The 22,540-nt window shown below is 62.0% G+C and carries 20 protein-coding genes (1 of these 20 cut by a window edge); 17 read left to right on the top strand and 3 right to left on the bottom strand.

The features are described from left to right. Window positions 1–120 precede the first annotated feature (120 nt). The 4 genes from J3R84_RS34280 to J3R84_RS34265 all read left to right on the top strand — a co-directional run bounded on the left by J3R84_RS34280 (window position 121) and on the right by J3R84_RS34265 (window position 5,844). Window positions 121–1,179: an adenylate/guanylate cyclase domain-containing protein gene (locus J3R84_RS34280; RefSeq protein WP_203528724.1), complete on the top strand. Its 1,059-nt coding sequence runs from the start codon at window positions 121–123 to the stop codon at window positions 1,177–1,179. Between the two features lie 381 nt (window positions 1,180–1,560). Then, window positions 1,561–2,979: an aldehyde dehydrogenase family protein gene (locus tag J3R84_RS34275; protein ID WP_025430093.1), complete on the top strand. Its 1,419-nt coding sequence runs from the start codon at window positions 1,561–1,563 to the stop codon at window positions 2,977–2,979. Between the two features lie 26 nt (window positions 2,980–3,005). Beyond that, complete coding sequence (locus J3R84_RS34270) at window positions 3,006–4,226, top strand: mandelate racemase/muconate lactonizing enzyme family protein (RefSeq protein WP_203528723.1); 1,221 nt, start codon at window positions 3,006–3,008, stop codon at window positions 4,224–4,226. A gap of 7 nt (window positions 4,227–4,233) precedes the next feature. Next, entirely contained in the window at window positions 4,234–5,844 is a 1,611-nt protein-coding gene (locus J3R84_RS34265; RefSeq protein ID WP_203528722.1) for a GMC family oxidoreductase, read from the top strand. Window positions 5,845–5,915: 71 nt separating this feature from the next. On the opposite strand, the gene J3R84_RS34260 is transcribed toward J3R84_RS34265, so the two are convergent. After that, entirely contained in the window at window positions 5,916–6,917 is a 1,002-nt protein-coding gene (locus J3R84_RS34260; protein ID WP_025430090.1) for a hypothetical protein, read from the bottom strand. A gap of 128 nt (window positions 6,918–7,045) precedes the next feature. Here J3R84_RS34260 and J3R84_RS34255 point away from each other — a divergent pair, with 128 nt between their 5' ends. Continuing rightward, window positions 7,046–7,273: an amidohydrolase family protein gene (locus J3R84_RS34255; RefSeq protein ID WP_025430089.1), complete on the top strand. Its 228-nt coding sequence runs from the start codon at window positions 7,046–7,048 to the stop codon at window positions 7,271–7,273. A 103-nt stretch (window positions 7,274–7,376) separates the two neighbouring features. Next, on the top strand, window positions 7,377–7,958 hold the full coding sequence (locus J3R84_RS34250) for a dienelactone hydrolase family protein (RefSeq protein WP_203528721.1): 582 nt from the start codon (window positions 7,377–7,379) through the stop codon (window positions 7,956–7,958). A gap of 104 nt (window positions 7,959–8,062) precedes the next feature. Here J3R84_RS34250 and J3R84_RS34245 read toward each other — a convergent pair whose 3' ends face one another. Further along, a complete protein-coding gene (locus tag J3R84_RS34245) occupies window positions 8,063–9,139 on the bottom strand; it encodes a D-alanine--D-alanine ligase family protein (protein ID WP_057220004.1) in 1,077 nt (358 codons plus the stop codon). Window positions 9,140–9,353: 214 nt separating this feature from the next. Here J3R84_RS34245 and pdxR point away from each other — a divergent pair, with 214 nt between their 5' ends. The 10 genes from pdxR (at window position 9,354) to J3R84_RS34195 (ending at window position 20,508) form a co-directional block, all read left to right on the top strand. Further along, window positions 9,354–10,862 carry a MocR-like pyridoxine biosynthesis transcription factor PdxR gene (pdxR, locus tag J3R84_RS34240; protein WP_082555668.1) on the top strand — a complete coding sequence of 503 codons (1,509 nt, stop codon included), beginning with the start codon at window positions 9,354–9,356 and terminating at the stop codon, window positions 10,860–10,862. Window positions 10,863–11,491: 629 nt separating this feature from the next. After that, the gene (locus J3R84_RS34235) at window positions 11,492–12,130 is read left to right on the top strand and encodes a helix-turn-helix transcriptional regulator (protein WP_203528719.1); all 639 of its coding nucleotides are present in this window, start codon (window positions 11,492–11,494) and stop codon (window positions 12,128–12,130) included. 19 nt (window positions 12,131–12,149) lie between these two features. Continuing rightward, on the top strand, window positions 12,150–13,118 hold the full coding sequence (locus tag J3R84_RS34230) for a helix-turn-helix domain-containing protein (RefSeq protein WP_225906389.1): 969 nt from the start codon (window positions 12,150–12,152) through the stop codon (window positions 13,116–13,118). 179 nt (window positions 13,119–13,297) lie between these two features. Then, window positions 13,298–14,218 (top strand): AraC family transcriptional regulator, encoded by a 921-nt coding sequence (locus J3R84_RS34225; RefSeq protein WP_057217638.1) that lies wholly within the window; start codon window positions 13,298–13,300, stop codon window positions 14,216–14,218. A 213-nt stretch (window positions 14,219–14,431) separates the two neighbouring features. Continuing rightward, entirely contained in the window at window positions 14,432–15,088 is a 657-nt protein-coding gene (locus J3R84_RS34220) for a hydrolase (protein WP_057210453.1), read from the top strand. 79 nt (window positions 15,089–15,167) lie between these two features. Beyond that, a complete protein-coding gene (locus tag J3R84_RS34215) occupies window positions 15,168–15,455 on the top strand; it encodes a DUF1427 family protein (RefSeq protein ID WP_025430081.1) in 288 nt (95 codons plus the stop codon). Then, window positions 15,455–17,440, top strand: coding sequence for an amidohydrolase (locus J3R84_RS34210; protein ID WP_156408088.1), 1,986 nt, complete (start codon window positions 15,455–15,457; stop codon window positions 17,438–17,440). The genes J3R84_RS34215 and J3R84_RS34210 overlap by 1 nt, the downstream gene beginning before the upstream one ends. Window positions 17,441–17,453: 13 nt before the next feature. After that, window positions 17,454–17,915, top strand: coding sequence for a DoxX family protein (locus J3R84_RS34205; protein ID WP_192435251.1), 462 nt, complete (start codon window positions 17,454–17,456; stop codon window positions 17,913–17,915). Next, window positions 17,912–19,549, top strand: a complete 1,638-nt coding sequence (locus tag J3R84_RS34200) for an MFS transporter (protein ID WP_025430079.1) — start codon at window positions 17,912–17,914, stop codon at window positions 19,547–19,549. Before J3R84_RS34205 ends, J3R84_RS34200 begins: the two co-directional genes overlap by 4 nt. 137 nt (window positions 19,550–19,686) lie before the next feature. After that, entirely contained in the window at window positions 19,687–20,508 is an 822-nt protein-coding gene (locus J3R84_RS34195) for an alpha/beta fold hydrolase (RefSeq protein ID WP_203528737.1), read from the top strand. A gap of 132 nt (window positions 20,509–20,640) precedes the next feature. On the opposite strand, the gene J3R84_RS34190 is transcribed toward J3R84_RS34195, so the two are convergent. Beyond that, window positions 20,641–21,729, bottom strand: a complete 1,089-nt coding sequence (locus tag J3R84_RS34190; RefSeq protein ID WP_203528717.1) for a citrate synthase/methylcitrate synthase — start codon at window positions 21,727–21,729, stop codon at window positions 20,641–20,643. A gap of 73 nt (window positions 21,730–21,802) precedes the next feature. Between J3R84_RS34190 and J3R84_RS34185 the strand changes: the two genes are divergently transcribed. Then, window positions 21,803–22,540, top strand: partial view of a citrate synthase gene (locus tag J3R84_RS34185; protein WP_203528715.1) — the 5' portion only. Its footprint extends 390 nt past the window's final position; the window shows 738 of its 1,128 coding nt (coding positions 1–738); the start codon lies at window positions 21,803–21,805; the stop codon falls past the right edge of the window.

Genomic DNA, 22,540 nt, shown 5'->3' with positions numbered 1-22,540 from the left:
ACTGCGGCGCAGAATTGACGGCTATCGGATCAGCTCCTTCCACGATGATATGCCCGCTGGGCCAACTGCGCTACCACCTGCACGGATGACAGGTTGGGGGACCTGACGGTATGATCGTGCATGGATCTGCCCACACACCTCGCCTGGCTGGTGGACGAGGCCAGCGCCTCGCCTGGTCCCGACCGGTTCTTGGCCGAACTCGGCGGCCGGCTGCTGGCTAACGGCTTTCCGTTGGTCGGCGGTACCCTGACACTGGCAGTGCCGCATCCGATCGTTACCCGCCGCACGTGGCTGTGGCGAGCCGAGACCGGAGCAGTGATCGAAGCACTGGGCTTTGCCGACAGCCCGCAAAGCCAGGCTGGGGGTGATTGGCTGAGTGCGCTTGGCCCGGTGCAGGAGGACACGGTCGGCCCAGAGCCGGACGGGCGGTTGCTTGGCTGGGCCGGCGCGCGTCTGTTCGACCCTGCTGAGATCGGCCGACTGCGGCAGACCGCGCGCTTCGCCACCGCGCCTTTGGCTGCCTTGGCCGAGCGGGCGGCCCTTGCAACGCTGCTCGAGGCCTATCTCGGCCGACGCAGTGCCGCCCGGGTGCAGGCGGGCGCGCTGCACCGCGGCACCGGAGAAACTATCCGCGCTGTGCTGCTTTGCGCCGATCTGCGGAACTTCACCGCCCTGTCCGAGGCGACGGAACCTGCGGCAATGATCGCTGTCCTCGACGCCTGGTTCGACCGTGTTGCCGGTGCGATACACGCCTTCGGTGGTGAGGTGCTGAAGTTTGTCGGCGATGGCGTGCTGGCAATCTTCCCGGTTGCCAGTGCACCGGTTGACGCCTGCGAAGCGGCGCTGCGAGCGGTCGCCGCCGCCCGCGCAGGCATGGCCCACCTCGATGCCCTGCGACAGGCAGAGGGGCTGCCGCCGCTGCCCTTCGGCGCAGCGCTGCATCTCGGTGAAATGCTGTGGGGCAATATCGGCGCGGCCGACCGGCTGGACTTCACCGCAATCGGTCCCGCGGTAAACCTGGTCAGCCGACTGGAGGGCCTTTGCCGGCCGCTCGGCCGGTCGGTGCTGATCTCGGGCGCGGTCGCCGCCGAGACCGTCACGCCGCTGGTGTCGCTGGGCGAACACGTGCTGCGCGGCATCGCGGCGCCTTGCGCAGTCTTCACGTTGCCGGATACCTGAGCGGTTCGCGGCCGAAGTCGATCGTTGGCGGGATTGTCTCGGTGCAACCATCGCCAGTTCTAGTCAACGTTGGGCGCTTTCGCAGCATTTCGAAGTGCTGCAGCGACCTTTGCGTGTCTGATAAGACGCGCGGCGCTTTCGTTCAGAATACGGTCTTGTCAAGGCGAGCCTTCAGGCTGAACCTGCAAACAATCTCTGCGGGCCGAGCGCGATTCGTCTTCATCTCTGGTGCCTCAGCGAGCGAGATCGTCGAACGGGGCGGGGCAGCGAAAGTGCTCCTTGACCCGAGCCACCCTTACACAAGAACATTGCTCGATGCGGCTCCCGGCCGGAGCACGTTCTGAAGCCTGTCCTATGGTGGAAACATAAAAGGATATCGTCTTGACCGACTATCGCAACTTTGTCGCCGGCGCGTTTCAGCCCGCATCGGACCTGGTCCCGGTGCTCGATCCCTCAAACGGAGAGGTCATTGCGAGGGTGCCCGCGGCGAGCGCGCTGGAGGCAATCGCAGCGGTTGAAAACGCAGCCGCAGCGCAGAAGACGTGGAAAGCCTTGCCGGCGATCGCTCGCGGGGATGCCTTGCGCCGTTTCGCGGCGGCAATCGAGGCGCGCGCCGGCCAGATCGGCGCGGCGCTCGCCCTCGAGTCCGGCAAGAGCCTCGCCGATGCCACGGCAGAAGCGATCTATGGCGTCGAGCTGATGCGCTATCATGCGGAGTGGGCGCGCCGGATCGAAGGGGAAGTGATCCAGAGCGACAATCCGGGCGAGACCTTGCTTCTGAAGCGCGAGCCGATCGGGGTCGTTGCCTGCCTCATCCCGTTCAATTTTCCGGTCTATACGCTGGTGCGCAAGATTGCCCCCGCACTGATCGCTGGCAACGCCGTTGTGGTGCGGCCGAGCAACTCGACGCCTGCCTCCGCTTTCGAGATCGCCGAGGCGGCGCTCGACGCGGACCTTCCGGCCGGGCTGGTCAACATCTTGACCATGTCGCATGACGTCGCCGCGACACTTTGCACCCAGCCGTCGGTCGGCATGATAACGCTCACCGGTAGCCTGCAGGCCGGCCGCGTCGTTCTCGAATATTGCAAGGCGAATATCGCCAAGCCATCACTGGAACTCGGCGGCAAGACACCTGTCATTGTCGAACCCGATGCGGATATCGATGCGGTTGCCGCTCAGCTCGTTGCCGCCAAGACCAATCATTGCGGGCAGGTCTGCACGGCGCCAGAACGGGTCTATGTGCATACGTCCATCCACGACGCACTTCTCGAGCGGCTTCGCACCGGCTTTGCGGCAAGGACGTTCGGCGACCGCGCCAGCGATCCGACGCGTATGGGACCACTTGAAACGAAATCGGCACAGGCCAATGTTCACGCGATGGTTCGCCATGCGGTGGAGCAGGGGGCACGCATAGAGGCTGGCGGCGTACTGCCGGAAGGCGTGGGCAACTACTACCCGCCAACCCTGCTTTCCAACTGCCGGCAGGAGATGGACGTCGTCGCCGAAGAGGTGTTCGGCCCAGTTCTCGCCGTGCTTTCCTATGACAGCGTCGAGGAAGCCCTGGCGCTTGCCAACGATCACCAGTTCGGTCTGAGTTCGGTTCTCTTCACCAACAACTACAGCACGGTCATGCGCTTTGCCGACACCATCGAGGCCGGCGAACTCTATGTGAACCGCTTCCCGGCGGATCCCTATCAGGGATTCCATGCAGGCTGGAAGCGCTCGGGCCTCGGGGGCGATGACGGCAAGCACGGCATGCTCGAATTCACACAAACTCGTCTCGTGGTGCTGAAGCACTGATCGGATTCGTCAGAAGGAACTTCAACATGCAGATCGCTTCGCTCGCCGTTCATGTCGTTGCCGTCCCACCGCCCCATATCGGCGGGATGTACTGGATCTTCGTCAGGCTCACCACGAAGTGCGGCATCGAAGGGGTCGGGGAAATCTACGCGACCGCCTTCCATCCGAACGCGTTGGTGCCGCTGATCGAGGATGTGTTCGAGCGCCATCTCCTCGGCCACGATCCGCACGATATCGAGCGCTTCTGGCGTTCGGCCTATTCGAGCGGCTTCACGCAGCGCCCGGACCCGACGATCATGGGCGTCGTCTCCGGTCTCGAAATCGCCTGCTGGGACATCATCGGCAAGGCTGCCGGCCGACCGGTGCACAAGCTGCTGGGCGGCCTCGTGCACGAAAAGCTGCGTGCCTACACCTATCTCTACCCCAAGAATGCAGCCGGCGAATATGATTACAACGATCCAGAGCTTGCCGCCGACTTCGCGGCGGAAATGGTCGACACGAAGGGGTTCACCGCCGTCAAGTTCGATCCGGCCGGCCCCTACACCGCCTATTCCGGCCACCAGCTTTCGCTTGGCGTCATGGAGCGGTGCGAAGAATTCTGCGCCAAGGTCCGTGCCGCGGTCGGCGGGCGAGCCGACCTGCTCTTCGGCACCCATGGCCAGATGGTGCCGTCCTCGGCCATTCGCCTTGCGCGACGGCTCGAAAAATACGATCCGCTCTGGTTCGAGGAGCCGGTGCCGCCTGGTCAGGAGGCAGCGATGGCATCTGTTGCCAAGGCAACCTCTATCCCCATTGCCACGGGCGAGCGGCTGACGACCAAATACGAGTTCCAGCGCGTGCTTGAAACGGGCGCAGCCTCGATCCTGCAGATGAACGTCGCGCGGTGCGGCGGCTTGCTGGAGGCAAAGAAGATCGCCGGCATGGCCGAGGCGCACTATGCGCAGATCGCACCGCACCTCTACAACGGACCGATCGGGGCGGCGGCGAGCATCCAGCTCGCTGCGGCCACCCCCAATTTCCTCATCCACGAGGCGATCATCGACTTCTCAGGCTTCTACGCCGAGATTCTCAAGACGCCATTGCAGTTCGACGATGGCTATCTCATCCCGTCTTGCGAACCGGGGCTCGGCGTGGAGCTCAATCTCGAGGTGGTTGAAAAGCACTCGCCCTACGAAGGAAAGCGTCTGCACCTGCAGATGGACGACAAGCCCGCCGACATCAAGGCATTTGCCCCGGCGCGCGGTTGAGGAACACATGACCACTTACGACTACATCATTGTCGGGGCGGGATCCGCCGGCTGTATCGTTGCGGCGCGCCTGAGCGAGACAGGCAAACACAGCGTGCTGCTGCTCGAGGCGGGCGGCAACGACAGTTCACCGTGGTTTCGCATCCCGGTCGGCTATGCGCGGTCTTACTATGACCCGAACGTCAACTGGATGTACTGGACCGAGCCGGAAGCCGCCCTGAACAATCGCCGCATCTATGCGCCGCGCGGCAAGGTACAAGGTGGCTCGGGTTCGATAAACGCCATGATCTTCGTGCGGGGCGCCGCGGCGGATTTCGACGACTGGGCTAAGGCCGGCAATCCCGGCTGGGCCCATGAGGACGTGCTGCCCTATTTCAAGAAACTTGAAACCCATGCGCATGGCCAGTCCGAATTTCATGGCGGGGACGGCCCCATCCACGTCACGCCGATGCGCGGCCAGACCCATCCGATTGCCGCGCGGTTCCTTTCTGCCTGTGCCGAACTGCAACTGCCGCTCAATACCGACTTCAATGGCGCGTCGATCGAGGGCGCAGGGATTTACGATATCAATACGCGAAATGGCGTGCGCTCGTCCTCGTCGTTCGCCTATCTGCGGCCGGCTCTCAACCGCCCCAATCTCTCCATCCTGCGCAGGAGCCATGCCAGAAGGGTTGTCGTCGAGGAAGGAAGGGCGACCGGCGTGGAGGTTGCCACACCCGATGGGATGGTAATCTATTCCGCCCGGAACGAGGTGATCCTATGTGCCGGTGCGGTCGATACGCCGAAGCTGCTGCAGCTCTCCGGTATCGGCGATGGCCGAGAGCTGCAAACGTTCGGTATCCCCGTCGTCCGACATCTGCCGGCGGTTGGGAGAAACCTTCAGGATCATCTTTGCGCGAGCTTCTACTACCGCTCAAGCGTTCCGACGCTGAACGACGAGCTGGGGAACCTGTTCGGTCAGGCGCGGCAGGCGCTGCGCTACGTGCTGACAAGACGCGGTCCCTTGGCTCTCAGCGTCAACCAGGCCGGAGGCTTCCTGCGCGGCGAGCCGGGTGAGGAGAGGCCAAACATCCAGCTCTATTTCAACCCGCTTTCCTATCGTATTCCGTCCGACCCGCGCGCCGGTCTGAAGCCGGAGCCCTATTCCGGTTTCCTGTTGGCGTTCAATGCATGCAGGCCCACCAGCCGAGGCAGTGTCACGGTCGCGTCGCCCGATGTCACCGTTGCACCGCGCATCAACCCCAACTACCTGACGACTGCCCATGACGAGGCGGAGGCGCTTCAGGCAAGTCGGCTTGCGCGCAAAATCATGAGCGCACCGGCACTGCAATCGATTACTGCAAGCGAAATGCCTCCTTCTGCAGAAGCTTCCACCGACGCCGAGCTCCTGGACTATTTTCGGGAGCATAGCGGTTCAATTTATCACCTGTGCGGCACCGCAGCGATGGGCCCGGATGATTCCACCGCAGTCGTCGATGCATCGCTAAAGGTGCATGGGTTGCATGGCTTGCGAATAGTTGACGCTTCGATCTTCCCCAACATCACGGCCGGAAACATCAATGCCCCGACGATGATGGTCGCCGAAAAAGCCGCGACTATGATCATCACCGGAAGCTAGCCGGCATCTCGTTATTCTCTCGACGCTGTGAAGCGACTGAGTAACACGGCGCCATCGTATGACTGGGGCTGCTACTTGACAGTCACCTCGAACGCGGCGGTCACCGGCGGCGTTTCTGGCCGCGAGCGGTCGTGGAAGATGTATGCCACGACATAGTCTCCCGGGTCATGCAGGGCGATGCCGGCAGTCGCGAAATTGGTAAAATGCTTGGCGGAAACCGGAAATGGCGGGGGAGATTCGGCCTTGAACACGTGCGCGTCGGGGAATGTCCTGAGAACCTTGCCAGCAGGGTCCCGCACCTCGATATCGAGCCCGATCTCGTAGCTTGACATCGGCGTGCCGACGTTGATCCGCCCGACATTCTCGAAATAGGCATAGACGAAGATCTCTTCGCCCGGCTTAAAGACGTTTGTCGGGCGCTCGACAAAATCTCCCCGTTTGGATGCCGCCTTATCGGCCAATATGTGCCTGGCGAGCTTCATGGGCGGCAACTTAGCCTGCATCGCGACGGTTGTAGCGTCGACGCTGACCGGCGCGGCCCGCTTGCCGTCCGGGGCGGCCGGAGTGAGGAAATATGATTGTACCATCGCGTAGCAATGAGCTGCGGCCTGCGGGTGGTCGATCAACAGGATCACACCGCCCTGCATGGCTCGGACCGCACCTTCCGACCCTTGCTCGACGAGCGCACACATCGGCCATTCGGCGACTACCTGCGATCCCTTGGAATTCGTATCGTTCCGCAACTGCTCCTTGAACGTGGCCAGCGATTGCCGGAGTTCGGTGGAATCCTTGGCCACTTTCTCATTCACCAGGTAGATCGGCTTTTGGGCGTTTGCCTTGGCTACGTCCTGCTGTGCTTGGCTGACGACCTGTTTGTCTCCAGCAAAATTGTAAGTATGCACCAGCCTCCCATGACCCTTGATGGCATCGATCGCGGCCTGCCAGGCGGCGGTGTCAAAGCCACCTCCATAGGTTTGATCCAGAACGAAATAGGCTGGAATCTTCCCGTCTTCGGCCACGGCTGAAGAAATCAAGTGGCCGGATAGCGCTAGTGTGGACAGCAATATCTTCATCGGGGGCCTCATCAAAGATACCCAAGTGATAACCGACAGAGAAACCTATGGTAGAACCTGGCAGCCGATGTGGCAACCACCGATCACGGGCAAAGTGAAAACCCGCTGGCGGCTGGAACGAACCATGCTTGCTCGACCGACATGAGGCGCTGAGGCTCTACACCAACAATGCCGCTTGGATCGCCTTTGACGAGAATGAGCGAGGCAGCTTGTCGGCGGGAAAATTGGCTGACATCGCCGTCCTGGATAGGCCGTATCTGACAATGCCGGCATCCGACATCCATAGGCTGCGCTCGGTGCTGACGCTGCTTGGTGGCAGGGTCGTTCACGACGAACTCGGTAGCGGCCAAGACTAGCTGGGGACGAAATCTCTATAACGTGTCCGCATTCTTCCGGGCCGGGCGACGTCGCTGTAGAGTGATGAAACGTGCGCCCGACCATCACACCCGGAGGCTCCATATGGCTGAGGTCCTGTTGTTCCACCACGCACAGGGGTTGACCTCGGGTGTGCGGGCGTTCGCCGACGACTTGCGGGCCGCCGGTCACATCGTGCACATGCCGGACTTGTTCGATGGACGGACGTTCGAGAGTATCGACGAGGGGCTAGCCTACATCGGCAAGGTCGGATTCGACGAAATGCGGGAGCGCGGGGTCCGCGTCGCGAACGAACTGCCTTCCGAACTCGTCTACGCCGGGTTCTCGTTCGGTGTGCTGCCGGCACAGAAGCTGGCACAGACGCGGCCCGGAGCCCGCGGAGCTCTGCTCTTCTACTCTTGCCTGCCGATCAGCGGCGAGTGGGCCCTCGGGCCTTGGCCGGACGACGTGGCGGTCCAGATCCACGGTATGGACAACGACCCGATCTTCGTCGGGGAGGGCGACATCGACGCGGCCCGCGAGATCGTGGAGAAGGTCGAGGACGCAGAGCTGTTCCTGTACCCCGGCGATCAGCACTACTTCGCCGACAGTTCGCTCCCGTCGTACAACGCGGATGCGACCGCGTTGCTCACCATCCGAGTGCTCGAGTTCCTCGATCGCGTCTGATCCATGCCGGCGTCTTGGCTTGAGCTCATTTTCGAAAGTGGGCCTCGTCCTTGGGCGGATTCGTTTGATCCGCCCGCTCGGCTGACGGGTCTGTGTTTGCATGTTCAGACGCTTCGGCCGGCACGTGTCAGGCCATGGGCAATGAGCCTTTCAATGATTTCGGCATAACTGACGCCGCTTGCCGCCATCGCCTTGGAATACATACTGATGTCGGTAAAACCGGGAATGGTGTTCACTTCGTTGACAACGAACGTCATGCCCGTCGTCAGAAAGAAGTCGACACGCGCCATGGCATCGCAGCCCAAAGCCCTGAATGCCCTTGCCGCCGCCGCCCTCATCTCTGCCTCAACTTCGGGCGGCAGTTCCGCTGGTACCTTGAGCGCCGCGCCGTCCTCGTCGATATATTTTGCGTTGTAGCTGTAAAAGCCGTGGGATTCGGCCGGGATGATCTCGCCGGGACGAGAGACGAAAAGGCCACCTTTCGGATCTTCCAGCACGCTGAATTCAATCTCGCGCCCAGCGACATATTCCTCGGCAAGCAGCTTGCCATCATGCTGGAAACCTTCGACCAACGCCGGCGCGAACTCCTGGCTGCCTGATACCTTTCTAACGCCAACGGATGACCCCTGCCGGGCGGGTTTGATGAACAGCGGCAGCCCGAGTTCGCCTTCGAGCACAGCGAGATCAGGTGCCGCATCCTTGTGGATCGTCACCGAGCGCGCGACCGGGAGGCCGGCGGCCCTCAGAAGCGGCTTGGCAATATCCTTGTCGAGTGCGGTCGCCGAGCCGAGAATCCCGCAACCGGCGAGCGGTACGCGCGCCACCTCTGCAAGCCCCTGCACAGAGCCATCTTCACCATGAAGGCCGTGCAAGACCGGAAACAGAATGTCGATGGTGCCGGCATCGCTCATCTTTCCCTCGGCCGAAATCGCCACCATCCGCCCGTGCCCGCCGGGAACAAGGCTGATCTGCGTGCCGCTCGCAGGCTTGGCAAGCACACCATTGTCGAAGTGGCTCAACAACCATTGACCTTCGCGCGTCACGAAAATCGGCACGGCATCATATTTTGCAGGCTCCAGAGCGCGCATGACATTGGTAGCCGAAAGTACGGAAACGTCGTGTTCGGCCGAGCGTCCGCCGAAGAGGACGGCAATACGCAGCCTGGTCGAAGAAGGGGTCATGAAAGTCTCCAAAATGACAGAGCGTAAATGGCCAGAGACTGACGGCAATGCCATTTCCCGTATCGGTGTCCCGTGTAGGCGCAGGTGCAATTCAATTTCCGGCCGACGTCGTTGTGATGGCGGCTTGAAAGTGGCTCGATTTAAATTCAACATATGAGAAGATTACAGAGCCACTATTGGCGAGATTGATGAGCCACTCTGACGAAAGGCGCCCATGACACTGAAACGGCGAAGAGAGAGCCCGTCGGTGGGTTTTCGGCCAAGCATCGATACCTCTTCGCCAGCACCCTTGGTGAGACAGCTCTATCTTTCCCTGCGCGGTGCAATTGCTGACGGTCGGCTGGATGCCGGGCAACGGCTGCCATCGACACGTCTGGCCGCAAAGGAATGGAAGCTTTCACGCGGCTCGGTTGCCGAAGCCTATGAAATCCTCGTCGCGGAAGGTTTTGCGGTCGCCCGGCATGGGTCCGGTACATATATTGCGTCAGGCGTTCCAGGCGGGCTGTCCAGAATCGACCATCGCAATGAGACGATCGCCTACTCGACCCGCCGCGCTGTCTCCGACGCTGCCACGAGAGTTCTCACCTCCGGGCCTAGCCTCGAACCGCAGAAGGTTTTGCCGTTTGTCACGGGGCGCATCGCTCATGACGATCGGACAGCGAGATTGCTAAACCGCATTGCTGGCCGGCACATGAACTATGCCGCTGAAGGCTACGGCGACATTCAGGGCGAATTCGAGCTGCGGAGCGCCATTGCGGCCCATCTGGCCGCTTCACGCGGGGTGCGTTGCGCGGCCGAGCAGATATTTATCACCGCCGGGACACAGCAAGCGCTTGATCTCGCGTTCCGCGTCCTGATGACGCCGGGCGATACGGCTGTCGTCGAAGACCCCTGTTATCCGCCGGCCAGACAATGCCTGGCACTGAATGGCGTAAAAATCATCGGTCTTCCCGTTGATGCCGACGGCATCATGACGGAGAAGTTGGCTGCCTGCTCCCCGCCACCGACGCTGTTCTATGTGACGCCATCCAACCAGTACCCCGTCGGTTCCGTCCTCTCGCTGCCCCGGCGGCTGGAGTTGCTCGCTTATGCGCGGGAGAATGGCTGCTGGATCGTCGAGGACGATTATGACAGCGAGTTTCGCTACGATGGGCATCCGATCGCATCGCTTCAGGGCCTCGATCAGGCCGGCCGGGTGCTTTATACGGGGACGTTCAGCAAGGCCCTGCTGCCGAGCCTGCGCATCGGCTATCTCGTGGTTCCGATGGATCTGGTACCAGTATTCAGGGCCGTGCGTCCCGCGCTTGACCGTTGTCCCCCGACGTTTCAGCAGCGTGTCGTCGGCGACTTTTTCAATGAGGGATATTTTCCGGCGCATCTGCGCCGGCTCAGGGAGCGTCTGCGTGCCTCACGCGATTTGCTTGCAAATCTCTTGAAAGATCGTACCAGCGAACATCTCGGCATTTTGCTGCCGGATCAGGGCATCAATCTGACCGTGCGCAGCACAGGGACCTGGAGCAACGACACCGCCGTCTCACAGGCTGCGCTAAAGAAAGGCGTTGTTGTGATGCCCCTTTCCCGCATGAATGTCGCTTCATCGGACACATCCAGGTTGCTGCTTGGATTTTCGGGGCTCTCCGAACAAGAAGCAGATATGGGGACCAGGATCCTGGCGGAGGTCTTCAAGCGCGGAGATTTTCGCAGAACTCCCGATGTTGGTTAGAATTACGTGACCGGTCAATGCAACGTCCGAGACTGTCCGGGGTTCCGGCAGCGGCGTCCTGATCGCAAAGGGCAATAAGAAGGGGCCCTGTTGACGCGGCCGAAGACGTCTGTGTGTCGATCTGGTGGATGCGAAACGCTTCTGGCGATAGCCATGAACGTCTGGCCCAGCGCGATTTTTGGCTAGGCGGATCCCATCTTATTGAACGACGGTCTTCCTTTTTGAACATTCCCGACTGAATCCGCGCGAAGCCCTTGTCGCTGCGCGCGGATTGCCCCTACGGTGGGCAAAAGATGAACCGGTAGACATTCCATGAGGCCAGAGCGGTCGCGAAAAACGGTCTCGTGCCATGATGGGTCTTGCATGCCAGTCTCGGATGCACCGAGGTTTTTGATCAAATGTTTGCAATGCTTTGGCCATGACGCAGTGCGTCGGTTGGGAGGCTAGAGTTGACTTCTCCTTGTCCGGAAATGGGGTGCGTGGGGCGCTATTTTGGAACGCCGGACGCTCCGTGCCTCACGACGATCCCGATGGAGGCAGCGGTCTTTTCGGTCACCCGAATTCGAAGGCGTTTGACACGGGCGCAGCGGCCAGAAGTGGCTCTGCCCGCATGTGAAGCCTATTTTCTGATGCTTTACCTCGATGATGCCGAACATGCGGACATCAAGGTAAACGGCGAGAGGTCTGCTGTTCGCCGATACGTGCGCGGCTCGATATGTCTCGTCGATCTGCGCCAGGGGGCCTCGATCGCGCTCCATAGCGACCTGAGCGCGCTTGCCTTCGTCCTTCCCAAGACGCTGATCGCGGAAGTCGCCGCCCTGTCACCGACGGTCAAGCCACAACGGCTGGTGTGCCGGCGTGGCGAAGTGGACTCGATACTCTGCAGTCTCGGACTGGCGCTTCTGGCCCTTTTTGAACGTATGGACAGCAGCCCACCCGAGCTGCTGCAGCATGTCGCCGTGGCCGTTTGCGCCCATCTTCTGCACCACCATTCGGCCGAGATGGAGGGCGACGACGGCGGAAATCCTTTCGACGGATCCAATGATCCGACGGCGTTCCACATTCGGCAGGAAGCGACACGGGCGCCCCATCAATTGCAGATGCGCCGGCGCGTTGTTCAGGCCAAGCAGCTTCTGCGCGCGAGTTCACTGCCTCTGGGCTCGATCGCGTTCCTTTGCGGCTTCAGCAGCCTCAGCCATTTCACGACGGTGTTTCTGGGGGAGACCGGTACGACACCACAAGCCTGGCGGAGCGCACCTCTGCATTAGCGCCGGTCGCGGGACGGAATTGATTGTTGGCGGCAGTGTATCGTATTCTGCATTGCTTGAATGCCTGGTGCACTTTCGGGGAATTTTGTTGAATTTAGAGTCTCGTCCAGAAACGGCCAGCGAAGTGGGCGCCTTGCGCCGATCGATCCTGCGTGTTCCCCCCATAACCCTGACGCGGTTGAGCAGTGATGGCTGCGACCTGGGTCCGGCGGTTGCCAACAGGCGCGAGGAGGCGTTCAACATCATCACCCAGCTCAGTGATTTTCGCCTGCATCGGCTGTGGCGGGGCGGCACCCTTGTCTTTGAGGGCGGGCATCGCAAGGGAGCGCTTGCCATCACCGACCTGCGCGAGGAATGGCGCTGCCATCACCTGTCGCCCTTTGACAATGTGCGCCTTCAGATACCGTTCTCGCAGATGCGCGCCTTTGCGACTGAACAGGGACGGCCTGACTTTACCGGTCTGCGCTGTGCGCCGGGCACGCATGACGGCGTCATGCTGGGGCTAGCGCAGGCATTGCTTCCAGCTTTCGAGAGACCGCAAGAGGCAAGCCAGCTCTTTCTCGACCAGGTGAGCCTCGCGATTCTGACGCATTTGATGCAGACCTATGGCGGGCTCTATCTACCCAAAGAGCGCAAGGGGACGCTGGCTGCGTGGCAGGAGAAAAGGGCGCTCGACTTTCTCTCGGGCCATGTCGATGGGCAGTTCTCGCTCAGCGAGCTTGCCGAGGCCTGTGCGTTGTCGAAAAGCTATTTCATCAAGGCATTCAAGGTGAGCTTCGGCTGTACGCCTTTGCGGTGGCTGGCCGAATATCGGGTTACCCGTGCGAAGGAGTTGTTGTTGAAGAACGTGCCGATCGCAGAGATTGCCATATCCTGCGGCTTTGCCGATCAGAGCCATATGACTAAGACATTCGTGGCGATCGCCGGCGAAACGCCAGCGCGCTTCCGGCGTACCCGACGCCTGGAGCTGGAAAAAGCGCCCCTGTGACGGAAGACAATAGTCGCGATGCCATCGACAAGACAGCCATTCGGTTCATATGATCGTGATGTTCGGACGCAATGCTGCGCAAGCACGCTGGCGAAGCGGTGTCGTGCAAAAGTTGAGACCGCCGCAGTCGGCACCCTCGTGGTCGCGGACAGGCAGCGAAGTTGTGCGGAGGCGGAGGTATGACAGCAGCTTCTTCGATCGCGATCGCACCTCCACCCCGCGACAGTTTCGGATGTACAGTGGCTGGCCTCGACGAAGACCGGCGGATTGACGGCGCCGGGTTGACTTTTTATCGCAAGAAAGCGCAGGCCGCACCGCGCGAGCGCGTGCACACGCCGGCCAACAACCGCGGTTATCTGCTCGGCCTGTCACTGTCGGGGGGCCATCGCCGGCGGATCCTTCACGAACACCACGAGACAATGCATGAGTTCGACGAGAACTCCGTCTACCTCCGAAACTTTCACGATCCCTATCAGGCGGATCTCTCCGGCAGCTTCGATTTTGTTTTGCTCGAGGTGGGGCACAGCGCGATCGAGCGGATGGCCGACTGCGCCGATCTGAGCGGCGTCCGCGAACTGTGTGCGGTCGGCGAGCGAGCCGATCCAGTGTTGGGCGGGCTGATGGCGGCGCTGTTTGCAGACATGAACGGCCAATTGGAGAGAAGCCCCTTGTTCGTCGACCAATTGTCGGTGGCGATCGGAATCCACGTCGCTCAACACTACGGCAGTGCGAGCCACCGCACGACGTCGGGGGCAGCGATCAAGGGGCGCAGGCTCTCGGCGCGCAGCCTGTCGATGGTGCAGGAACTAATGCGAAGCAGGCTTGGCGGCGATTTGTCGATCGAGGAACTCGCTGAGGCTTGTCATCTGTCACAGGGCACGTTCCTGCGCGCCTTTCGCCAAACACTGGGTATCACGCCGTTCCAATGGTTCCTGCAGCAGCGGTTGGACAGGGCGCGCGACATGCTGGAATTTTCGTCGCTGACGATCGGTGAAATCGCGGTCGCCAGCGGCTTTGCCGATCAGAGCCACTTCACGCGCGTCTTTGCCCGGGCGACGGGGGCATCCCCCGGCGCCTGGCGGCGCAGTCGCAGGGCCTAGCGGTCTGGCCGCGCGCGGGCCTTGCTTGCGGCGGCACGCGCTCCATCCTTATGCCGTTGCTTCCAATATGACTTTTGCGCTTGCTTGCGATGTATCTCGGGCAGAATGTTCAAAACATCAGCATATCCGACAAGAACGGGCAGCCCGGCTCGGGCATAGTCGGGTCATTCCCTGCGGATCTTCAGAATCCAGGACATCGAGGAGATGATGACCATGACCTTAAACGCCACGCCGACGCCCGGCAGCCTCCTGGTTTCGCCGAAAGACCACACGCTGATCATGATCGATTTCCAGTCGCAGATGGCCTTTGCGACGAAGTCGATCGATGCTGTCTTGCTGCGCAACAATGCGGCGCTGGTCGCGCATGCGGCCGCCGGCTTCGGCGTTTCCACCATTCTGACGACGGTGGCGGAGAAGGCTTTCTCGGGCCCGATGTTCTCAGAGATCACCGATGCCTTTCCAGGCCAGGGCCTTCTCGACCGTACCTCGATGAACACCTGGGAAGACGCCGCCGTCATCGACAATGTCAACGCCATCGGCAAGAAGCGGCTGGTCTTTTGCGGCCTCTGGACCAGCGTTTGCATCGTCGGCCCGACGCTCTCTGCGCTCGATCAGGGCTTCGAGGTTTATGTGATTGCCGATGCCTGCGGTGACGTCTCGGACGAGGCACACGATCGGGCGATGGACCGCATGGTCCAGGCTGGCGTTCGGCCGATGACGTCGCTGCAATATATGCTGGAACTCCAGCGCGACTGGGCCCGCACCGAGACCTACGACATGACGACCGGTATCGCCAAGAAGTTCGGCGGCGCCTACGGCCTCGGCATTATCTACGCCAAGACGATGTTCGGCGCCTCCGAAGGCCACTGATCGTCCTCATTCCGAAGGTTGCCGTCTCGCCAGTCGGCGGGACGGAGAAGCGGGCAACCCGTCCCGTGAGGAGAACTCGATGAAAATGTATCTTCTGTCGCTCGGCGTCGGTCTGCTGGTCGGTGTCATCTACGGACTGCTGAATGTGCGCTCGCCGGCGCCGCCCGTGATCGCCCTGCTTGGCCTGCTCGGCATCCTCGTCGGCGAACAGGCCGTTCCGCTCGTCAAGCGGCTGGTCTCTGGCGCGCCGGTCACCGTCTCCTGGTTCAACAGCCGTTGCGTGCCCCACGTTTTCGGCGCGCTGCCGACGGGAACCGACCATGACGTGGCGACGCGCGACCGTTCTTCGAAAGGGGAGGTGGGCTGATGCCGACACGCCGCGGTTTTCTGGGGGCAGCCTCGACGCTCGCCTTCCCCTCGCTGTTTTCGCCGGCGCTTGCCGCCGACACCGTTTCGACCAAGGGAGACAATCCGATGGACGCCGATATTATCCTGCATCACGGGCTCGTCACCACGCTTGACCGCTCCAATCCCAACGCCAGCGCGGTCGCGATCAAGGACGGCAGGTTTCTCGCCGTCGGCCAGGATCAGGAGATCATGGCGCTCGCCGGTCCCGACACCAGGATCATCGATCTCAAGGGCAAGCGCGTCCTGCCCGGGCTGATCGACAACCACACCCACGTCGTTCGCGGCGGTCTGAACTTCAACATGGAGCTGCGATGGGACGGGGTACGTTCGCTCGCCGACGCGATGGATATGCTGAAGCGGCAGGTGGCGATCACGCCAGCGCCGCAATGGGTGCGGGTCGTCGGCGGCTTCACCGAACACCAGTTTGCCGAAAAGCGCCTGCCGACCATCGACGAGATCAACGCGGTCGCGCCCGACACGCCGGTCTTCCTGTTGCATCTCTATGACCGTGCGCTCCTCAACGGTGCGGCGCTCAGGGCTGTCGGCTACACGAAGGATACGCCGAACCCGCCGGGCGGCGAAATCACCCGCGACACCCAGGGCAATCCGACCGGTCTGCTGCTGGCCAAGCCCAATGCCGGCATTCTCTATTCGACCCTTGCCAAGGGGCCGAAGCTGCCCTTCGAATACCAGGTCAATTCGACCCGGCATTTCATGCGCGAGCTCAACCGGCTCGGCGTCACCGGCGTGATCGATGCCGGCGGCGGTTTCCAGAACTATCCGGACGACTATGCGGTCATCCAGAAGCTCGCCGATGAGGGGCACATGACCGTGCGGCTGGCTTACAACCTCTTCACCCAGAAGCCGAAGGAGGAAAAGCAGGACTTCCTCAACTGGACATCATCGGTGAAGTACAAGCAGGGCAACGACTATTTCCGCCACAACGGCGCCGGTGAGATGCTGGTGTTTTCGGCTGCGGACTTCGAAGACTTCCGCCAGCCGCGCCCGGAGATGGCTCCGGAAATGGAAGGCGAACTGGAAGAGGTGGTGCGGGTCCTTGCCGAAAACCGCTGGCCCTGGCGTCTTCATGCCACCTATGACGAGACGATCTCCCGCGCCCTCGACGTCTTCGAGAAGGTCAACAAGGACATCCCGCTTGAAGGCCTGAACTGGTTCTTCGACCATGCCGAGACAATTTCCGAGCGCTCGATCGACAGGATCGCGGCGCTTGGCGGCGGCATCGCAACCCAGCATCGCATGGCCTATCAGGGCGAATATTTTGTCGAGCGCTACGGCCACGGCGTCGCCGAAGCGACACCGCCGATCAAACGGATGCTCGACAAGGGCGTCAATGTTTCCGCCGGTACCGATGCCACCCGTGTCGCCTCCTACAATCCCTGGGTCTCGCTGTCGTGGATGGTGACCGGCAAGACGGTGGGCGGGCTGCAACTCTACCCCCGCGCCAATTGCCTCGATCGCGAGACGGCGCTGCGGATGTGGACCGAAAAGGTCACCTGGTTTTCCAACGAGGAAGGCAAGAAAGGCCGGATCGAAAACGGCCAGTTCGCCGACCTGATCGTGCCGAACAAGGACTTCTTCGCCTGTGCCGAGGACGAGATCTCGTTCCTGACGTCCGAGCTGACGGTGGTCGGCGGCAAGGTCGTCTATGCCGCCGGTGACTTCGCCACCCATGACGAAAACCCGGTGCCGCCCGCCATGCCCGACTGGTCGCCGGTCAGGACCTTCGGTGGCTATGCCGCCTGGGGCGAACCGGAAGGTGCCGGCAAACGGAGCCTTCGCCGCACCGCAATCTCCACATGCGGATGCCTGAACGACTGCAATGTCCACGGCCACGACCATGCCGGCGCCTGGACATCACGCCTGCCGATCGCCGATCTCAAGGGTTTCTTCGGCGCGCTCGGCTGCGCCTGCTGGGCGGTGTGAGGAGGGAGCCGCAATGACACATTCCTCCACAATTGCGTCGCGGCTGGCGGCCGGTGTCCAGCCGTTTGTGACCACGCCCGCTATTCGGTTCATCGCCCATCTTGGGCTCTGCGCCGCCTATATCCAGGGGCCGTTGACGAAGATCCTCGACTTTGATGCCGCTCTCGGCGAGATGAACCATTTCGGACTTCAGCCGGCCGCGCTGTTCGCGGTGGCGGTGATCGTCTTCGAACTTCTCGCCTCGGCCATGATCCTCGCAGGCATTCTGCGTTGGCTTGCCGCTCTCGGCCTCGCCGCGTTCACGCTCGCCGCAACCTTCATCGCCTTGCGCTTCTGGGAGCTGGCCCCCGGCCAGGAACGGTTCATGGCGACCAACGCCTTCTTCGAGCATCTCGGCCTTGCCGGCGCCTTCCTGCTGGTCGCGTGGTACGATCTTGACCGTCGAAACGAGGCGGGAGGCAAACCGCTGCCATGACCCAGAATGTCACGCCGCCGCCGGCCGCAGGCGGTTTTGCACCGCTGCGCCAGCCCGTCTTTGCCGTCCTTTGGGTGGCCACCGTCATCGGCAATACCGGCAGTTTCATCCGCGACGTCGCCAGTTCATGGCTGGTGACCGATCTCTCCGGTGCTCCGGCGGCCGTTGCCATGGTTCAGGCGGCTGCGACCCTGCCGATCTTCCTGCTCGCCATACCTGCGGGCGTTCTGTCTGATATCCTCGATCGCCGCCGGTTTCTGATCGTCATCCAGCTTCTGCTGGCGTCCGTCAGCATCGGGCTCATGCTGCTTTCAGCGACCGGATTGCAGAGCGTCAGCTCGCTCGTGGCGCTGACCTTTCTCGGTGGTATAGGTGCTGCGCTGATGGCACCCACCTGGCAATCGATCGTTCCCGAACTCGTCACGCGGCAGGAGTTGAAGAGCGCCGTCGCCCTGAACTCGCTCGGCATCAACATCTCGCGTGCCATTGGCCCTGCGGTCGGCGGGCTCATCCTTGCGAGCTTCGGTGCGGCCATCACCTATGCAACCGACGTTGCGAGCTATCTCTTCGTCATCGCGGCCCTGCTTTGGTGGCGGCGCGCCCCCGGTGCGGACGATGGCTTGTCGGAGAAGTTCGCCGGCGCATTTCGTGCGGGTCTGCGCTATGCGCGCGCCAGCCGCGAACTGCACGTGGTGCTGCTGCGCGCTGCCGTGTTCTTCGCGTTTTCGAGCGCCGTCTGGGCGCTGCTGCCGCTCGTTGCACGCAACCTGCTCGGCGGGGATGCCGGCTTTTACGGGGTCCTTCTCGGGGCCGTCGGAGCCGGAGCGATTGGCGGCGCCCTCGTCATGCCGCGGCTGCGTAGGCTCCTCAGTGCAGATGGGCTGTTGCTCGCCGCCGCGCTGGTCACGGCCGTCGTCATGGCCGGCCTGTCATCTGCACCGCCGCAATGGGTGGCGATCATCCTGTTGCTGAGCCTCGGAGCCGCATGGATATCAGCGCTGACGACACTCAACGGCGCGGCTCAGGCGATCCTGCCGAACTGGGTGCGCGGTAGGGCGCTTGCGGTCTACCTCACGGTGTTCAACGGCGCGATGACCGCCGGAAGCCTGGCCTGGGGTGCCATAGCGGAACTCCTTGGCGTTCCGGCGACCCTTCTGGTCGGCGCCGCCGGGTTGGTGGTCGTTGGCGTGGTGTTTCACCTCGTGAAGCTGCCTGCCGGTGAGGCTGATCTGGTCGCCTCCAATCACTGGCCCGAGCCGTTGACGGCCTCGCCGATCGACAATGACCGCGGCCCCGTGCTGATCACCATAGAATATCGCGTCGATCCCGCCGACCGACAGGGATTCACGAGCGCTCTCTACAGGCTTTCTTCGGAACGGCGGCGGGACGGTGCCTATGGCTGGGGTGTGACGGAAGACACTGCTGATGCCGAGATCATGGTCGAATGGTTCTTCGTCGAATCCTGGGCCGAGCATCTGCGCCAGCATCGACGGGTCTCCAAGGCCGATGCCGACCTGCAGCAGGAGGTGCGCAAATTCCATCGCGGCGACGCAGCTCCGCTCGTTCGCCACCTGCTGACTGTCGGGCCGGAGCGCCTGACGCAGGCGAGAGACAACATCAAGGAGACGCCATGACAGATTGGAACGCGCTTTTTCCAGTTGCCCGCCGAACGGTCCTCAGGACCGCCGGCGCAGTCGGCGCCACCTTGTTTCTGCCCGGCCTCGGCCTTGGCGCCCAGAACCCGATCCCAACACCAGATGGAGAGAACCCCATGAGTTTCATCACTACCAAGGACGGCACCAACATCTTCTACAAGGATTGGGGCAAGGGACAGCCGATCGTCTTCTCCCACGGCTGGCCGCTATCGGGCGACGCCTGGGAAGCCCAGATGCTGTTCTTCGGGCAGAACGGCTACCGCGTCATCGCCCACGATCGGCGCGGCCATGGTCGTTCGGACCAGCCGTGGGACGGCAACAACATGGATCAGTATGCCGACGATCTGGCGGAACTGATCGAGAAACTCGACCTCAAGGATGCGATCCTGATCGGGCATTCGACCGGCGGCGGCGAAGTAGCCCATTATATCGGCCGTCACGGCAGCGGGCGCGTTGCCAAGGTGGTTCTCGTCGGCGCGGTCCCTCCGCTCATGCTGAAGACTGCGGCGAACCCAGAAGGAACGCCGATTGAGGTTTTCGACGGCATTCGCAAGGGCACCGCGGGCGATCGCTCGCAGTTCTTCAAGGAACTCACTCTTCCCTTCTATGGCTTCAACCTCGAAGGCGCGAAGATGAATGACGGGCTTCGCGAATCCTTCTGGCTGCAGGGCATGGCCGGCTCGATCAAGGGTCACTATGATTGCATCCGCGAATTCTCCGAAGTCGACTACACCGACGACCTGAAGAAGATCGATCGCCCGACGCTGGTGATCCACGGCGATGACGACCAGATCGTTCCGTTTGCCGCATCCGCCTCAAAGACGGCCAAGATCGTAAGGGACGCCAAGCTCATCGTTTACAAGGGTGGGGCACATGGCCTGGCCCAGATCGAGCCCGACAAGTTCAACGCCGACGTCCTGGCCTTCATCAAGGCTTGATATCGGGCGTGTCTTTGTCATGCAGCCGTTGGAGCCGGGTTTTTCGACCCGGCTCCAACGGCTCTTCGGCAAAGGCTGAACAAAGCGGGTGGCGGCTGCGCGGTTGCCTGCCGCAGGCGCCATGTCAGTGACTTAGGCAGCCCGTGGCAGCGGCCCGACATAAACGGAGCGCGGGCGGATCAGGCGACCTTTGAGCGCCTGCTCGCGTGCATGGGCGATCCAGCCGATGGTGCGGCCGATGGCGAAGACGCCGGTGAAAGCATCTCTCGGGAAGCCCAACGCATCGAGCAGTAGTGCTGTATAAAACTCGACATTGACGTCGAGCGGGCGATCCGGCTTGCGCTCCTTCAATATCATGAGTGCTGCCTGTTCGACGGCATTGGCGAGCTCGATGCGTTCGCGATCGACCTGCCCAACGTCGATCAGTGGCTTCAGAGCAAGTTTTAGCGCATCGGCGCGTGGATCGCGGACGCGGTACACTCTGTGGCCGAACCCCATCAGCCGTTCGCCGCGATCAAGCGCCTGATTGAGCCATGCTTTCGCGTTCTCTTGCGTTCCGATCGCATCGAGCATGTCGAGCACCGGTCCGGGCGCGCCGCCATGAAGTGGCCCCTTGAGGGCACCGATCGCCCCGAGGACGGACGAGGTGAGGCCGGCTCCGGTGGAGGCGATCACCCTTGACGCGAAAGTCGAAGCGTTAAGGCCATGGTCGGAAATCGTCACGAGATAGGCATCGAGTGCTTTGACCTTTTCCGCGCTCGGCAGCCCGCCGCCAAGCATCGCGAGAATGTCTGCCGATTGGGAGAGCGACGACGATGGGGCAATCGGCTTGTCGCCATTCTTCAGGCGCAGGATTGCCGGCAGGAAGACGGCGGGTGCAGCAAGCAGGCGGAGCGCTGCCTCGAGATCGTCACCATCAGGCAGCCGCGCGATGAGCGCGCGCATGATGTCGACGGGTGGCAATTCCAGTATATGGTCGTCGATGGTCCGGATATCTGCGAAGACCTCTGTCCGCATGTGCCCCAGACGCCGGCGCAGTTCCTCCTTCTGCAGATTTCCTTCGATCAGGCCACCAAGCAGAAGGATAACGACATCCTCATAGCTGGCGTCATCAACGAGGTGTTCGAGCGACACACCACGAATGACCAGTCGACCGGCCTCGCCATCCACATCCGAGAGCTGCGTTTCAGCGGCGATGACATCTTCAAGTCCGTTTTTCATAGATGTTTCTCCTTTACCGGGAGAATGGTCCGGCTAAGATGTATTGACGTCAATCTTGATAAATTTGATCAATATGAACACGCTCTGGATCACCGCTGAGGAGGCGCTCAGTCAGCTCGGCACCAAACCGCAGACGCTTTATGCGAATGTGAGCCGTGGGCGCATACGCGCGAAGGCTGATCCAGTCGACTCGCGCCGCAGCCTTTATCAGGCTGACGATGTCAGGCGGCTGGCGGAACGTCACGCGGGCCGCCCGCGCGCATCGGCCGTCGCCGCCGAGGCGATCCGCTGGGGCGACCCGGTCCTACCCACGACGATCTCCAGTATTGCCGATGGACGCCTGTCTTATCGTGGCCATGATGCGGTTGAGCTTTCGTTGACAGCCGATCTGGAAGATGTCGCGACCCTGCTCTGGCAGACACCGAAGGTCACTGTCCATGCAGCCAATTATGTGTTGGCGGATCGACCTCGTTTGGCCGCAGCCTTGATCAGTCTTGCCGCGCGGGTAGCTGACGACCTGCCGGCACTTGGTCGTGCCTCGCCCATCTTGAGGATTGAGGCCGCTGATGTGTTGTCGACCGTGGCGGCGGCACTGGCGCCATGGCCCGAGCCGCTGCCGTTGCATCAGCGGCTGGCAATCGGATGGAAACGACCTGCGGCGGTCGAGCCCATCCGAAAAGCGCTTGTCTTGGCGGCGGAGCACGAACTGAATGTTTCCGCGTTTGCAGCACGCGTGACCGCCTCGTCCGGTGCGGCTCTTTCGGCGGCTGTCCTCTCCGGACTTGCAACACTGACCGGCCCCCGCCATGGC

Source organism: Ensifer canadensis (genome assembly GCF_017488845.2).
Classification (GTDB): Bacteria; Pseudomonadota; Alphaproteobacteria; order Rhizobiales; family Rhizobiaceae; genus Ensifer; species Ensifer canadensis.
The sequence above is the reverse complement of the archived record's forward strand: the minus strand, read 5'-3'. Positions and strand labels throughout refer to the sequence as shown.

Bases quoted from the DNA above. Each gene is read 5' to 3' on its own strand.
- J3R84_RS34210 (WP_156408088.1), top strand. From the start codon at position 15,455: ATGCCGACACGCCGCGGTTTTCTGGGGGCAGCCTCGACGCTCGCCTTC.
- J3R84_RS34225 (WP_057217638.1), top strand. From the start codon at position 13,298: ATGACAGCAGCTTCTTCGATCGCGATCGCACCTCCACCCCGCGACAGT.
- J3R84_RS34250 (WP_203528721.1), top strand. From the start codon at position 7,377: ATGGCTGAGGTCCTGTTGTTCCACCACGCACAGGGGTTGACCTCGGGT.
- J3R84_RS34270 (WP_203528723.1), top strand. From the start codon at position 3,006: ATGCAGATCGCTTCGCTCGCCGTTCATGTCGTTGCCGTCCCACCGCCC.
- J3R84_RS34205 (WP_192435251.1), top strand. From the start codon at position 17,454: ATGACACATTCCTCCACAATTGCGTCGCGGCTGGCGGCCGGTGTCCAG.
- pdxR (WP_082555668.1), top strand. From the start codon at position 9,354: ATGACACTGAAACGGCGAAGAGAGAGCCCGTCGGTGGGTTTTCGGCCA.
- J3R84_RS34215 (WP_025430081.1), top strand. From the start codon at position 15,168: ATGAAAATGTATCTTCTGTCGCTCGGCGTCGGTCTGCTGGTCGGTGTC.
- J3R84_RS34195 (WP_203528737.1), top strand. From the start codon at position 19,687: ATGAGTTTCATCACTACCAAGGACGGCACCAACATCTTCTACAAGGAT.
- J3R84_RS34245 (WP_057220004.1), bottom strand. From the start codon at position 9,139: ATGACCCCTTCTTCGACCAGGCTGCGTATTGCCGTCCTCTTCGGCGGA.
- J3R84_RS34280 (WP_203528724.1), top strand. From the start codon at position 121: ATGGATCTGCCCACACACCTCGCCTGGCTGGTGGACGAGGCCAGCGCC.
- J3R84_RS34235 (WP_203528719.1), top strand. From the start codon at position 11,492: ATGCTTTACCTCGATGATGCCGAACATGCGGACATCAAGGTAAACGGC.
- J3R84_RS34260 (WP_025430090.1), bottom strand. From the start codon at position 6,917: ATGAAGATATTGCTGTCCACACTAGCGCTATCCGGCCACTTGATTTCT.
- J3R84_RS34190 (WP_203528717.1), bottom strand. From the start codon at position 21,729: ATGAAAAACGGACTTGAAGATGTCATCGCCGCTGAAACGCAGCTCTCG.
- J3R84_RS34220 (WP_057210453.1), top strand. From the start codon at position 14,432: ATGACCTTAAACGCCACGCCGACGCCCGGCAGCCTCCTGGTTTCGCCG.
- J3R84_RS34265 (WP_203528722.1), top strand. From the start codon at position 4,234: ATGACCACTTACGACTACATCATTGTCGGGGCGGGATCCGCCGGCTGT.
- J3R84_RS34200 (WP_025430079.1), top strand. From the start codon at position 17,912: ATGACCCAGAATGTCACGCCGCCGCCGGCCGCAGGCGGTTTTGCACCG.